The organism is uncultured Chitinophaga sp. (assembly GCF_902168175.1).
Classification (GTDB): domain Bacteria; phylum Bacteroidota; class Bacteroidia; order Chitinophagales; family Chitinophagaceae; genus Chitinophaga.
Genome location: NZ_CABHOU010000052.1, coordinates 78,794 through 92,280, shown reverse-complemented (window position 1 = coordinate 92,280; position 13,487 = coordinate 78,794). Strand labels below are relative to the sequence as shown.

General features: G+C 48.4%; 12 protein-coding genes. 7 read left to right on the top strand and 5 right to left on the bottom strand.

The window, feature by feature from the left end; translation table 11 throughout:
* Both QZT80_RS10545 and QZT80_RS10540 read right to left on the bottom strand, forming a co-directional pair.
* Nucleotides 1-625, bottom strand: a 625-nt coding sequence (locus QZT80_RS10545; RefSeq protein WP_295121499.1) for a sugar nucleotide-binding protein, incomplete at its 3' end; no start/stop codon positions are given.
* Between the two features lie 2 nt (nucleotides 626-627).
* Nucleotides 628-2,706, bottom strand: coding sequence for a prolyl oligopeptidase family serine peptidase (locus QZT80_RS10540; RefSeq protein WP_295121496.1), 2,079 nt, complete (start codon nucleotides 2,704-2,706; stop codon nucleotides 628-630).
* Nucleotides 2,707-2,887: 181 nt separating this feature from the next.
* On the opposite strand from QZT80_RS10540, the gene pfkA reads away from it, so the two are divergent.
* Together pfkA and pyk are read left to right on the top strand one after the other, a co-directional pair.
* The gene (pfkA, locus tag QZT80_RS10535) at nucleotides 2,888-3,868 is read left to right on the top strand and encodes a 6-phosphofructokinase (RefSeq protein ID WP_295121494.1); all 981 of its coding nucleotides are present in this window, start codon (nucleotides 2,888-2,890) and stop codon (nucleotides 3,866-3,868) included.
* A 13-nt stretch (nucleotides 3,869-3,881) separates the two neighbouring features.
* Complete coding sequence (gene pyk / locus QZT80_RS10530; RefSeq protein WP_295121492.1) at nucleotides 3,882-5,381, top strand: pyruvate kinase; 1,500 nt, start codon at nucleotides 3,882-3,884, stop codon at nucleotides 5,379-5,381.
* A 75-nt stretch (nucleotides 5,382-5,456) separates the two neighbouring features.
* On the opposite strand, the gene QZT80_RS10525 is transcribed toward pyk, so the two are convergent.
* Nucleotides 5,457-6,614: an MFS transporter gene (locus QZT80_RS10525; protein ID WP_295121490.1), complete on the bottom strand. Its 1,158-nt coding sequence runs from the start codon at nucleotides 6,612-6,614 to the stop codon at nucleotides 5,457-5,459.
* Nucleotides 6,615-6,724: 110 nt separating this feature from the next.
* Here QZT80_RS10525 and QZT80_RS10520 point away from each other — a divergent pair, with 110 nt between their 5' ends.
* Together QZT80_RS10520 and QZT80_RS10515 are read left to right on the top strand one after the other, a co-directional pair.
* A complete protein-coding gene (locus QZT80_RS10520; RefSeq protein ID WP_295121488.1) occupies nucleotides 6,725-8,080 on the top strand; it encodes an NAD-dependent succinate-semialdehyde dehydrogenase in 1,356 nt (451 codons plus the stop codon).
* Nucleotides 8,080-8,538 (top strand): hypothetical protein, encoded by a 459-nt coding sequence (locus tag QZT80_RS10515; RefSeq protein WP_295121487.1) that lies wholly within the window; start codon nucleotides 8,080-8,082, stop codon nucleotides 8,536-8,538. Before QZT80_RS10520 ends, QZT80_RS10515 begins: the two co-directional genes overlap by 1 nt.
* On the opposite strand, the gene QZT80_RS10510 is transcribed toward QZT80_RS10515, so the two are convergent.
* Entirely contained in the window at nucleotides 8,519-9,742 is a 1,224-nt protein-coding gene (locus QZT80_RS10510; RefSeq protein WP_295121485.1) for a PmoA family protein, read from the bottom strand. The genes QZT80_RS10515 and QZT80_RS10510 overlap by 20 nt on opposite strands.
* Before the next feature lie 86 nt (nucleotides 9,743-9,828).
* Here QZT80_RS10510 and QZT80_RS10505 point away from each other — a divergent pair, with 86 nt between their 5' ends.
* The 3 genes from QZT80_RS10505 (at nucleotide 9,829) to QZT80_RS10495 (ending at nucleotide 12,397) form a co-directional block, all read left to right on the top strand.
* The gene (locus QZT80_RS10505; RefSeq protein ID WP_295121483.1) at nucleotides 9,829-11,340 is read left to right on the top strand and encodes a C25 family cysteine peptidase; all 1,512 of its coding nucleotides are present in this window, start codon (nucleotides 9,829-9,831) and stop codon (nucleotides 11,338-11,340) included.
* Nucleotides 11,303-11,605, top strand: coding sequence for a hypothetical protein (locus tag QZT80_RS10500; protein WP_295121481.1), 303 nt, complete (start codon nucleotides 11,303-11,305; stop codon nucleotides 11,603-11,605). Before QZT80_RS10505 ends, QZT80_RS10500 begins: the two co-directional genes overlap by 38 nt.
* Before the next feature lie 255 nt (nucleotides 11,606-11,860).
* Nucleotides 11,861-12,397, top strand: coding sequence for a hypothetical protein (locus QZT80_RS10495; RefSeq protein WP_295121479.1), 537 nt, complete (start codon nucleotides 11,861-11,863; stop codon nucleotides 12,395-12,397).
* Here QZT80_RS10495 and QZT80_RS10490 read toward each other — a convergent pair.
* Nucleotides 12,330-13,364, bottom strand: coding sequence for a mandelate racemase/muconate lactonizing enzyme family protein (locus QZT80_RS10490; RefSeq protein ID WP_295121477.1), 1,035 nt, complete (start codon nucleotides 13,362-13,364; stop codon nucleotides 12,330-12,332). The genes QZT80_RS10495 and QZT80_RS10490 overlap by 68 nt on opposite strands.
* Nucleotides 13,365-13,487 lie beyond the last annotated feature (123 nt).

Genomic DNA, 13,487 nt, shown 5'->3' with positions numbered 1-13,487 from the left:
GTTTACAGCCAATTGCCAGATCGTGCACAAGCGTGGGCGTACGCCATTGATCATCAACAACCTTTATTGGTTTATGCTGCTCCAGGTTATCTTTTACCCAGGTAATGATATTCGTACGTTTAGGATCATCGGAAACGCCGTATACCAGTACCGTGCGGGCAATAGCCCAGGGCGTGGAGGCTGCTTGCACGATACGTTCCGCCGCCACTTTACTGGCGCCGTAATAGCTGATCGGATTCACCAGGTCATCTTCCCGGTAAGGCCCCGCCAAACCATCAAACACGAAATCTGTGGACAGGAAAAGGAAAAATGCGTCCGAAGCTTCGAGCAGGTGTTGAGTGGCGGTAACATTGGTAGCCCGGCAGGCTTCTTTGTCGCGCTCGCAACTATCGGCCTGGGTCATAGCGCCGGAGTGGATAATCACCCCGGGCTTATGTTTATTGACCAATGCCGTAATTACTTCTTTTTGCGTAAGGTCTGCATCTTCATACAAATACCCTTCCTGCAACTTAAGCCTGTTGGGACCTTTACCGGTGGCTACCACCTCGAAGGCCTTGTCTTTGCTGAATAATTCTATTAAGTACTGGCCCAAAAGGCCGTTACTACCGGTTATTAATATCTTCATTATTACATCTTCATCCCTAAATTATACATCGTAAACGCCCATACATCGGCCGCTTCTTCAATTACTTTTGAGGTAGGTTTACCTGCTCCATGCCCTGCCTGTGTTTCAATGCGGATAAGCATAGGATTGCTGCCCTTATTAGCTTCCTGCAAAGCCGCCGCGAACTTAAAGGAGTGCGCGGGTACCACACGATCGTCGTGGTCGCCGGTGGTGATAAGTGTAGCAGGATAAGCCGTGCCTTTGTGCAGGTTATGCAGCGGCGAATACTTCAGCAAATACGGGAACTCATCAGCCTTTTCACTGCTGCCATACTCTACTACCCATGCCCAACCAATGGTGAAGCGCTGGTAACGGAGCATGTCCAACACGCCCACTGCCGGTAAGGCAACTTTAAATAAGTCGGGGCGTTGTGTCATACACGCACCTACCAGTAACCCGCCATTAGAACCGCCACGGATAGCTAGTTTGGCAGGACTGGTGTACTTCTCTTTTACCAGGTATTCTGCTGCGCCAATGAAATCGTCGAATACATTTTGTTTCTTCTCTTTCATACCTGCTTTATGCCAGCTTTCACCATACTCCGAACCACCGCGCAGGTTCACCACCGCATAAATGCCACCCTGCTCCATAAAGAACAGGTTACTTACACTGAACGAAGGGGTAAGCGGGATGTTGAAACCACCGTAACCATAAAGCAGCACCGGGTTCTGTCCATTGAGTTTAATACCTTTTTTATAGGAAAGGAATACAGGCACTTTGGTGCCGTCTTTACTGGTAAAGAATACCTGTTTAGTTTCAAACTGCTCTGTATCGAACTTCGCTTCCGGCCTTTTATACACCTCCGATTTGCCGGTCGCAATATCATATTTGTAGATAGTAGCAGGCGCTACGAACGAAGTATACGTGTAAAAGAACTGCTGATCTTCTTTTTTACCACCAAAACCGCTGGCTGTACCAATGCCTGGCAATTGTATTTCCTGCTCCAGTTTACCGGTAACATCGTACTGGTACACCTTGGTAGATGCATCTTTTAAATACCGCGCAAACAGTTTACCGCCGCCGGTACCCACACCTTCCAGCACTTCCGGCTTTTCCGGGATAATTGTTTTCCAGTTCTCTTTAGCGGGATTTTTAGGATCGATGAGCACCAATTTGTAGTTCGGCGCATCTTCGTTGGTAAGCACCAGCAACTGATCGCCTACATTATCCACCACTGAGGGGTCGTGGGCGAAACCTTTTACCAGGAGTTTAAAGTCCGTCTGAGAAGCGTCCTGCAGGTCGCGAACGGATAATTCGTTACCAGAAGTACCTTCTGTGGTAACGAGGAACAGGAAACGTTCGTCTTCGGAGAGGCCCACACCGGCGTTACGCAAAGGGTGTTCCTTATCAACGTACACCAGTTCGTCCTGCTCCTGGGATGTGCCCAGTTTATGATAATATACCTTATGGAACTCGTTTTTACCGGATAAACGTGCCTTCTCGTCCGGCTGATCGTACCGGCTGTAGTAAAACCCATCGCCCTTCCAGCTAAGGCCGCTGAATTTGATCCAGTCGAGGTGGTCGGTGAGTATTTTCTTCGTTTCTACCTCCATCACGAACGCCTCCTGCCAGTCGGACCCGGCTTTGGCGATCATGTAAGCCGCATAACGGCTGTCTTTCGAGAAACTGAGCGCTCCCAGGGCTACCGTCCCCTTGTCCGACAGCTTATTAGGGTCGATAAATACCTCCGGCGTACCGTCGGTGCCCAGCTGGCGGTATAATACCGACTGGTTTTGCAAACCATCATTTTTATAGAAATAGTAATATTTACCCTCGCGGAACGGGGCGCCATACTTAGGATAATTCATCATTTCCTCCAGCCTGGCCTTTATTTTATCGCGAAAAGGGATTTTAGACAGGTAGCCGTCTGTCACCTTATTTTGCTCAATTACCCAGGCTTTGGTATCGTCCGCATGGTCGTTTTCGAGCCAGCGGTAGGGGTCTGCGATCTTTTTGCCGTGATAATCGTCTACTGTATCCGTCTTTTTTGTGAAAGGATACGATATTTGCTGTGCGTCTGCCGCTCCAATGGTCGTGCTCATCAGTGTAAATATTAAAAAGCTCTTTAGGTAAAACGATTTCATGAGGAAAATTTTTAAAAATAAGGGGGATAATTTCAAATAAAATCAAAAATTAACCTGAATTGCTAAGATTATATATAAGAATAGTATTCAAAAAAAGCTATTTTTGTGCGCCCTTTAACGCAATATTTTGACCAATAATATGAAAAAAGTGAACAACATCGCAGTTCTTACATCCGGGGGTGACGCTCCCGGGATGAATGCGGCTATTCGTGCCGTTGTAAGAGCAGGTATCTATCATCATTTGAATGTATACGGTGTTATGTATGGTTACAAGGGGATGTTGACGAATGATATCTTTCCTATGGAATCCAAAACCGTTGCCAACATTATACAGCGTGGCGGCACGATTTTGAAAACTGCCCGTTGCAAAGAATTTTATGAGCCTGAAGGTCGCAAAAAGGCATACGAGAACCTGAAAAAACTGGATATTGACGGTTTAGTGGTAATCGGTGGCGATGGTTCCTTCAAAGGGGCGCAGAAATTCAGTGAAGAATTTGATATTCCCTGCATTGGTTTGCCTGGCACTATCGACAAAGATATTGCCGGTACGGATTTTACGATTGGATTTGACACAGCAGTGAATACGGCCATTGATGCTATCGATAAGATACGCGATACGGCAGACGCGCATGATCGTTTGTTCATCATTGAAGTGATGGGCCGCGACGCTGGTTATATTGCACTGCACAGTGGTATTGCCACCGGTGCAGAACATATCCTGTTGCCCGAGCGCAAAAGCGAGATCGATGAGATCATCGATGAGCTGCAGGCCAACGAGCGCAGGAAGAAACTGGTAAACCTGATCGTAGTAGCTGAAGGAGATGAGTTTGGTGGTGCTAACGGCGTGGTAAAACACGTAAAAGAACGCCTGCCACAACTGGATACCCGTGTATGTATCCTCGGCCACATCCAGCGCGGCGGTACGCCAACCTGTATGGACCGCATCATTGCCAGCCGCCTGGGTTATGCTTCTGTAGAAGCCCTGCTGCAAGGCACGCATAACGTAATGATCGGCGTAGTAAACGACAAAATTGCCTATACTCCGCTCAATCAGGCCGTTAAAGCAAAACAGCAGATCGACGAAGAATGGTTCAAGATTATTAAAATTCTGGCGAGTTAAAATTATATAGCTTATGAGTACTAAAGACCTGTCGAAATACTACCACAAACAAATGGACAATGTTGCCGGACGCGAACATTCCTCTCACAAAACGAAGATTGTAGCAACCGTAGGCCCCGCCTGCGATACCTACGAGAAATTGCTGGAACTGGTGCAAGCTGGTGTGAATGTTTTCCGTTTGAACTTCTCTCACGGCAGCCACGAAGACAAAGCAAGGATCATCGGCTATATTCGCGAGATTAATGCAACCCAGCCTTACAACGTAGCCATCCTGGCCGACCTTCAGGGTCCCAAACTGCGTGTAGGTGAAATCGAGAACAATGCACTGCCGCTGAAAACGGGTGATATCCTCACATTCGTAAACGAGAAAGTTGTAGGTACCATGGAGAAGATCTATGTGTCTTACCACAACCTGCACAGAGACATCCGTCCCGGCCAGAAAATCCTGCTGGACGATGGTAAGATCGAAACCGTAGTAAAAGAAGTAACTGCTGCCCACGAAATTAAAGCAGAAGTTACCCTCGGTGGTATCCTCTCTTCCAAAAAAGGCTTTAACCTCCCCGATACCAAGGTAGAACTGCCTTCTCTTACGGAAAAAGACCTGATTGACCTGGACTTCATTATCGACCAGGCTCCTGATTGGGTGGCGCTGTCGTTCGTAAGGAACGCCGCCGACCTGGTAGATCTGCGTAACCGTATTAAAGAGCGCAACTCTAAGCTGAAGATCATTTCTAAAATAGAAAAGCCGGAAGCGATCGCGAATCTGAAAGAGATTATCTGGGAAAGCGACGGCGTAATGATCGCCCGTGGTGACCTCGGCGTGGAACTGCCTGTAGAGGTGATTCCTATGATCCAGAAAGATATCATCCGCAAATGTATTCACCGTGCAAAACCCGTTATCGTGGCAACACAGATGATGGAAAGCATGATCGACCGCAGCCGTCCTAACCGTAGCGAAATCACCGACGTAGCTAACGCTGTGCTGGAAGGCGCCGATGCGGTGATGCTGAGCGGCGAAACGGCCACTGGCTTGCACCCTGCACTGGTTATCCAGACGATGAAAAAAATCATCCAGGAAGTGGAAAAAGAAGAGATCATTTACAACCGTAACCTGATCCCTCACCGCCACTCTCCTACCTTCCTCAGCGACGCCCTCTGCTACAACGCAGCTAAAATCGCGGAAGACCTGGATGCGGATGCACTGATCGGCATGACTGCCTCCGGTTACACCGGCTTCATGCTCTCCAGCTACCGCCCGAAATCACCACTGTACGTATTTACCAAAGAAAAGTCGCTGGTTAACCAGTTGAGCCTTAGCTGGGGTGTACGTGCCTTCCACTATGCGGAAGAAGAAAGCGTGGACGATATCGTAAACGACCAGATCAACATCCTGAAAGAACGCGGTTTCTTAAAAGCGAACGATGTGGTGGTTAACACCGGCAGCACGCCCGTTAAAGAACACCTGCCAACCAACATGATCAAGATCACGAAGGTGGAAGGAGATACGAAATAGTACCCATTGGGTCGAAATAAATAAAAAAGCGTACGGTTATCGTACGCTTTTTTTGTTTTATCAACTTAACTGATATTATTGCTTTTTATAAGTGGTAGCGTAAATAAGAATAGCCATTAAAACCAAGGCACCACCTGCTATACAGGCCCCGCTCCATTGCGCTACACCCCATACCCACAGCCCGATACCCGACCCTGCGGCTGTTCCAATAAAACTCACCGTCATAAATATCGTATTCATCCTGTTGCGCGCTTCCGGTAATATGGAATAAATACGCGTTTGGTTAGATACGTGTACACCCTGTATACCTAAGTCGAGCAACACAATACCCGCTATAATGCCAATAATATTAGACTGAAACAGGAAGAACAGCAGGAAACTGGCCAGCACTAACACCAGTCCGTAACCGATGGCAATACGAGGGTTCTTTTTATCGGCAATACGGCCAATAAGCGGCGCACCCAGGGCACCTGCTGCGGCGGCGAGGCCCATCAGCCCAATTACATCACTTCCGTAATTAAAGGGCGGGCCAGATAACAGGAACACCAGCGTTACCCAAAACAATCCGAAAGAGGCGAATACACAGGCATTAATGAGTGCCGCTTCGCGCAATAAAGGTTGCTGCTTTACCAGCGTAAACAACGACCGCATCAATGCTCCGTAACTACCTTTAAAATCGGGGCGACTTTGCGGAAAGGAAAACCACATCAGTAACATCAGTAAAAATACAATGCCCGCCGCTATCCAGAACATGGCGCGCCAGCCGAAGTGCTGCCCTACGATGCCACTAAGTGTGCGGGAAAGTAAGATGCCGACTAACAACCCGCTCATGATAGATCCCACAACCTTCCCACGTTTCGACGGATCGCTGAGGTGTGCGGCAAGGGGCAGGATGAGTTGGGGAATCACCGAAGTGAAACCGATAAGTAATCCGCTGATCTTTAAAATGAAGATATTGGGCGCTTTGGCTGCCAGTATCAACGCCAGTAAAGAGCAGCCTGCCATGATAATGATCTGCCGCTTACGCTCCAGCTTGTCGCCGAGCGGCACACAAAAAAAGAGGCCCAGCGCATAACCCAACTGGGTTAAAAACGTTACCTGCCCCGCATTGCTATCCGACACATGAAATTCCTCCGCAATCAATACCAGCAAGGGCTGGCTATAGTAGATGTTTGCCACGATCAAACCCGTGCACATCGACATAATAATGATGTTCAACCTGCTTAAAGCCATATCCGTTCTGTTTAGCGGGTCAAAAGTAGCCAATTGATCTGTAAAGGCAGATGTACATTTCCTTTCTATTTACGTTAATTTTATACCTGCTATCACCAAAAGGAAACCATATGAACTTCAGCAGCATTTACCCATACACCGGCGAAACGATTGCGGAATACCAGGCACACAGCAAAGCGGAGATAGAGAAAAAGATCAGTTCGGGCGACAGGGCTTACCACCTCTGGCAGCAAACTTCGCTGCAAAAGCGCGCCGACTTAATGCGCAAACTGGCTGCAACATTAAAAAATGAAGCAGATGCACACGCTGCCATCATCACCAAAGAAATGGGAAAAACCCTGAAGGAGGCAAAGGCCGAAGTACTGAAATGTGCTGCCACGGCCGAATATTATGCCGATCATATCGGGGATATGATGAAGCCGAAAGTGATAAGGTCCGATGCGCAAAACAGTTATGTATCGTACGAAGCCAAGGGGGTTATACTGGCCATTATGCCCTGGAACTTCCCTTACTGGCAGGTGTTCCGCTTCGCTATTCCTAATATTCTTGCAGGCAATACCGGACTGCTCAAGCACGCCAGCAATGTAAGCGGTTGTGCATTGGCCATCGAAAAGGTGTTTATTACGGCCGGTTTTCCGGAAGGCATTTTCCAGGCATTACTGGTATCATCTAAGGAAATGGAACCGGTGATCGCGGATAGCCGCATACAAGGTGTAACGCTTACGGGCAGTACGCCGGCCGGCATGAGTGTAGCCTCGCTTGCGGGTAAATACATTAAAAAAACGGTACTTGAACTGGGCGGCAGCGATCCTTTTATTGTACTTAAAGATGCAGATATAGAAGCGGCGGCGAAGGTGGCCGTACAGGCACGTATGCAAAACGCGGGACAATCCTGCATAGCCGCCAAGCGCTGGATCGTTGAGAAAAGTGTGGCGGCCGACTTTACAGACCGTGTGCATCAGCTCATCCACCACCTGCAACAGGGCGATCCGATGCTCGATAGCACCAATACTGGCCCTATGGCGCGGCCCGACCTGGCAGAAGAACTGTTAAAACAACTGAACGATAGTCTTAAACTCGGCGCCCGCATCCTTACAGGCGGCACGCTGGAGGGTTGCAACTTCGCTCCTGCGCTGCTGACGGATGTAAAACCAGGCATGAAAGCCTTCGACGAAGAAACCTTTGGCCCGCTCGCTGCCATCATCACTGCCGAAAACGAACAGGAAGCTATCAGACTGGCCAACAAAACCGAATTTGGACTAGGAGCCTCCCTGTGGACGAAAGACCTCGAAAAAGCGGCTCTTTTGGCCCGCCAGATCGAAAGCGGCAATGTATTCGTGAACGCAATGGTACGTTCCGACGCACGACTGCCTTTCGGGGGTATTAAACAGTCGGGCTATGGCAGGGAACTGTCGCTGGAGGGGGTACATGAATTTCTTAACCTGAAAACGGTGTACATTCAATAATGGCTTTTTTATCCGGCTTACTGTCTTTTGCGTTGCTGCTGTTGCTGGCGGGCAACATTTTTAATATCCCCCTGCTGGCGCAATGCCACGAGAGTATGCGGATCGCAGCGGCGGTTATGTTCCTGCTTATTGGTTTTATGCACCTGAAGGCACCGCAAAAGCTGACGTATATGATTGCGGGCATGCTGCCTTATGCACATGCGCTGGTCGTCATTACAGGGATATTGGAAATTGGGCTGGGCGCAGGATTATTATTCGCCGCCACGCAATATTGGAGTGCATGGGCACTTATCATCCTGCTCATACTCATGTTCCCGGCCAATATACGGGTGGCGGTACTGCAACTGCCTGCCCCCGGAGGTTTACCGTCAAAACCCTGGTATACCTGGTCGCGGTTGCTGTTTCAGCCGGTGTATATATGGTGGATCTGGTATGCCGTTATTGCACACGCAGGGTAACTTCGGGCGGATAAGCGTAGTCCTGCCAGGCGGCTTCTGCATCTTTCACACTCATCTCCCCGTCAAATACAACTACACGGTAACGCTGCACGTACTGCCTGCCGTATTCCATGAGCCATGGCTTTGTTTTGGTAGGTGTAAAACATACGAACACCTGTCCCTGCAAATCTTTCGAAGGCCAAACTCTTAATGGCACAGGGAAGTTAAAATCTGAAGGATGACACATGATCAACAGGCCTGCCCTGCCCTTTTCGGTATCGCCGGTGATTTTTATCCAGCGGGCATTGGACGAATCTGCATTATCGCGGGTACGGCCTTCGGAGGTGATCATGGAGCTATTGGTTGCATTCCAGTTGCCATTACCACGAATATTAAATCCACCACCATAGCGGTATTGTTTAAGCAATAACGGACTAACGCCGGCGCAGCTTTGAATAGAGTTAAAGTCCCAGGTACGGCGGCCTGCCTGCACGTTATAAGCCTTCACGTCCAGCACTTCATGTAAAGCGGTTTTCTCCGGCTGATCTTTTTTAAACACAACGTAATCCTGCAATGCACTGAAGCCCGCCCATACCGGCCCATCGGTTTTAGCAGCAAAACCTTTAAAACGTACGGTCCCCTGCTTCTTCACCAGGTTCCAGAAGTCTACGTTCTCGCCCTCAAACTCAGTGTCTGTCCAGGGATTCCATATGCCAAAGTGATGATAATGATCTTTAGGATGGATGTTGGTGAGTTGTGCGCCATTGGGCGACCAGAGGGGGTGTATAAACCCACTGCGCCGGAACACCGTATCTACACCGGCAGGAGGATAAACGGTTTCATAATTGTACTGTAACAGCCCGTTAATGGTCAGCGCATTTTTGTCATCTTTTAAGTGGCCAGAGGGCGTGTTATTGGCCGGCGATTTCTTCAACAGCTCATATTTACGTGTGGCACCGGCTTCCAGCCGTCCTTCTACCTGCCACCACAATCTGCGTGCGGCACCGTCTTCCACCTGGCAAATTACAGGAACACTTTTGCCATTCCTGATTTCCATTAATACTAAACTATCAGGCGCCGTAACCACACGGTCGAGCGCGACACTTACGATACTGTTAGCGCTCGCAGTTTTACCTGCTTTTACGTCAATACGCGCTATCAGTTGCGCTTCCACATTTGTAAGATGGGCCATAGTGATAAAAATGATAACCAGCAGTTTCTTCATAATAACGGGAACGGGTTTGCAACAAAATAGTGATTTGGAGGGGTTTAAACAATATTGCGTAACTTTCTGATACTAAATCACCCCAAATGAAAAAGGATAAACTGATTATCACTAATCTGTCTGCCCTTATTGCTAAATACGGCAGCAAACACAAATCCATCCTTGCCGATCTCAAAGCCTTACAGGCTTTCGACAAAACAAGGGGGCTCTCCACGGAAATAGTTTACATAGACAAAGCAGCCACCATGAAAAAGCACAAAGGTAAAGCCGTTACCGACGCTGCCAGTGCCAAACAAAACAAAGATGCGATAGATGCGCTCAACCGCTCGTACTCCCCCGATTACCTGCTACTGGCCGGTGCGCAGGATATCATTCCCTTTCAGCCTTTAAACAATTTACTTTTCAGTGAAGATGACGAGGACAAACGTATTCCCAGCGACCTGCCCTACGCATGCGACGCAGCTTACAGTACTGATCCTGCTAAATTCGTAACGCCTTCCAGGGTGCTGGGCCGTTTGCCTGATATACCAGGTGTAGCCGACCCTGCGTATTTCCATTCGCTGGTGCAGGATGTAATTGCACATAAACCAGACAACAGCGCGGCTTACAAAAAGTATTTTTCTATCAGTGTGCATGAATGGAAACTATCGTCTGAAGAAAGCCTCCACAATATATTTGGTGATAAAAAGGCGCTGTTCATTTCACCCGTAAAAGGCCCTAAATGGACAGCCACTCAACTAAAACCAAAAGCACACTTCATTAATTGTCATGGTGCGTTAGACGACCCTTTTTTCTACGGACAGAAGGGCAGTAATTACCCGGAGGCACTGTCTGCATCACTTATCGCGAAAAAAGTGTCGCCAGGTACGGTGGTAGCAGCGGAATGTTGTTACGGTGCGCAGTTATACAATCCTAATGTTACGGAGTACGATCAGCCAAGTATTGCCAACACTTACCTGCAGCATCATGCACTGGCATTTGTAGGTAGTTCCACCATTGCTTACGGCCCTGCAGAAGGGCAAGGCCTGGCCGATCTGCTTACACAATACTTCCTCATTAATACTTTCAAAGGTGCCTCTACGGGCAGAGCGTTACTAGAAGCCCGTCAGCGTTTCCTTGATGAAATGGGGCCAACGCTCGATCCACATGAACTGAAAACGATCGCACAGTTTTACCTGCTCGGCGACCCGTCGGTAGTTGTGGTAGCTACGCCTAAACCGAAAGCGGAGAATAATGGTTTGCTGATGAACACCCGCTCGAACCGCCGCGACAATATACAGGCGAAGGGGTTGGCGCTCGGTAGCTTCATCGCTACGCCCAAAGCGATTGCCAGTACAGGCAGCCCGGCGTTTAAATCGGAGGTGCAGGCGCTATTGAAGAAAAAGAAGTTTAAAAAGGCCCCATCTGCTCAAACCTTTATTAATAAACCTGCGGCGGCGAACAAGGCGGGCGGTACGGCTAAGGCGTTCTCGATGCCGGTGAAATTTCACGTATATTCGGAATCCACTTTCCACGGCAGGTTTAAACAAACCAAAGTGCTGGTGGTAAAGGAAAAGAATAATGAAATCATTGGATACAGAGAATATGTCAGAAGATAAAAGAAATAAAAAAGAGCCTGCCACAGTGAAAATCAGGGGCAGGCTTATATTAAAAACCTTTGGCCGCACTACTAAGAGCGAACACCTGGGTGTGCACATCGACACAGGAGAAGACACTTTCCTCATCCGTCCGGCAGGTTCCAATCCCTTTATGAATAACCCCTTGGAAGCGCTGGCAGGCAAGTTTATTGAGGCAGAAGGCCGCATCAGCGATTACATTTTCTTTGCCAAAACATGGAAAGAGGTGGAGGACCCGGAGCGCTAGGAAACTTGTGCATTTTACCTGTCAGCAAAAACACTCGATAATTAATGTAGAAATGACATTCATTCTAAGCCGCCACCATTAAAGGTTAGCAGCCAAACATCTATTTCTTTCACCATACCTGAAATCTGCCACTCGTCAGAAATAGCAAAATAAACCAGGTATTCTGCGGAACTTTACCCCATCAATTCATCCAACAAGTACGTTCTTTTTTGAGAGCAGTGTAATACAGGTCCGTCACCACTAAACTGTTTGTTTATGAATCGCCATTCTAACAACAAGCTGGGTGCCTGCATTTGTGTGCTTTTTATTATTTGCAGCTCCCTCCCTGCCGCCTTTGGGCAGCAGCACACCAACCGTTTTTTCCGCGAAAAGACCGACAGTCTTTGCGGCAATTACACCGTTTCGTTCCGTACGTCGGAAAAGTCTTACCGTTACGTTTTATCCATCGATAGTGTGCAGGGCGCCAGCTTTTACGGCACCCTGAGTGCCGACACTACGGTGTATAAGAAATTGCGCGACTTTGTGCACGTGAAGGGAATGATTGCGGGTAATGCGGATTATGACTTTATTATGAAGCCCGTTTTTAAAAAGGGTATGCCTTACAGGCTCGACTGCCAGCCTGCCGACTGGTTATTTAACAACACGGTGTATTTCAGCCGTATGACCGAACACCGGCTGGCGGGAAGAATGGTAGTGCGGAACGAGCGGTATGATTCGTATGTTTTTAGCTTTTATGGCTTAAAACGTCCGGATGAAGCACCGCCCCGGTTCCTGGCCGCTCAGCGTAAATAATCCGGCCGTTTATGATCTTAACCCCGTCTGCTATGTCTTCAGCAAGCAGTAAGGGCCCATCCATGTCGGTATAATCGAGATAAGGCAGCAAATGCGCTACGGCAGATGTGCCTACCGTACTTTCATTCATACTGCCGGTCATGGTTTTCATGCCCAGCCGTTTGGCTGTATCTATCATACGGCGGGCGGGTGTAATGCCGCCACATTTGGTGAGTTTGATGTTTACACCGTGGAAGTAGCCATTACACTTCTCTACGTCTTCTTCCGTAATGCAGCTTTCATCGGCGATCAACGGCAATGCGCTTCTTTCGTATACTTCTTTCATGCCCTCCCAGTTATCGGCGCGCATGGGCTGTTCTATGAATTCCACGCCCAGGTCTTTAAAGGCTGATGCGTTGCGGATGGTTTCTTCTACCCCCCATGCACAGTTGGCATCTACACGGAATATAGAATTAGTGTGTTTACGCAATTCGGCGATGATCGCGATATCGTCTGTAGTGCCCAGTTTTATCTTATAAATTGGCCAGGGAAACTCTACAAGTTTCTTTACCATGTTATCTATACTATCGATACCGATGGTATAATCGGTAAGCGGGTTGCGCGAAATATCGAGCCCCCAAACTTCGTACAATTTCTTATGCTGTTGTTTGGCGTACAGGTCGTGCGCCGCCAGGTCGAGCGCGCAAAGGGCGAACATGTTATGTTGCAGCTTTGGGTACATGGCCTGCCAGAAAGCCTCGGGTGTATCGAGCTGGTAGTTTTCGATGAAGGAGCGATGGGCTTCTACGTCCTGCATAAGTATCGGCACCGTAATGTTGTAATAAGAATTATCCGCGGTTTCGCCCAGCCCGGTAATACCGTCCTGCGAGAGGGCGATGACCAGCAGTGGTTGCACGTCTTTCGACTTGCGGGAGATCGTAAAGGTGTGCCTGAACTTCAGGGCCACGGGATAAAACTGTACTTCCATCTGTAAAAAATTAGCGTTAGAAAGATAGGAGATTTGCAGATTAATGCAAACTTTTTGTTCAAATCCCGCAGAAAGGCGCAACCTATCTTAAAAGAAGAAGGCCCCGGAAAACCGGGGCCCTCA

Coding starts and splice junctions, on each gene's coding strand:
- QZT80_RS10515 (WP_295121487.1), top strand. CDS start 8,080: ATGGCTTTTTTATCCGGCTTACTGTCTTTTGCGTTGCTGCTGTTGCTG.
- pfkA (WP_295121494.1), top strand. CDS start 2,888: ATGAAAAAAGTGAACAACATCGCAGTTCTTACATCCGGGGGTGACGCT.
- QZT80_RS10510 (WP_295121485.1), bottom strand. CDS start 9,742: ATGAAGAAACTGCTGGTTATCATTTTTATCACTATGGCCCATCTTACA.
- pyk (WP_295121492.1), top strand. CDS start 3,882: ATGAGTACTAAAGACCTGTCGAAATACTACCACAAACAAATGGACAAT.
- QZT80_RS10495 (WP_295121479.1), top strand. CDS start 11,861: ATGAATCGCCATTCTAACAACAAGCTGGGTGCCTGCATTTGTGTGCTT.
- QZT80_RS10490 (WP_295121477.1), bottom strand. CDS start 13,364: ATGGAAGTACAGTTTTATCCCGTGGCCCTGAAGTTCAGGCACACCTTT.
- QZT80_RS10540 (WP_295121496.1), bottom strand. CDS start 2,706: ATGAGCACGACCATTGGAGCGGCAGACGCACAGCAAATATCGTATCCT.
- QZT80_RS10505 (WP_295121483.1), top strand. CDS start 9,829: ATGAAAAAGGATAAACTGATTATCACTAATCTGTCTGCCCTTATTGCT.
- QZT80_RS10500 (WP_295121481.1), top strand. CDS start 11,303: ATGAAATCATTGGATACAGAGAATATGTCAGAAGATAAAAGAAATAAA.
- QZT80_RS10520 (WP_295121488.1), top strand. CDS start 6,725: ATGAACTTCAGCAGCATTTACCCATACACCGGCGAAACGATTGCGGAA.
- QZT80_RS10525 (WP_295121490.1), bottom strand. CDS start 6,614: ATGGCTTTAAGCAGGTTGAACATCATTATTATGTCGATGTGCACGGGT.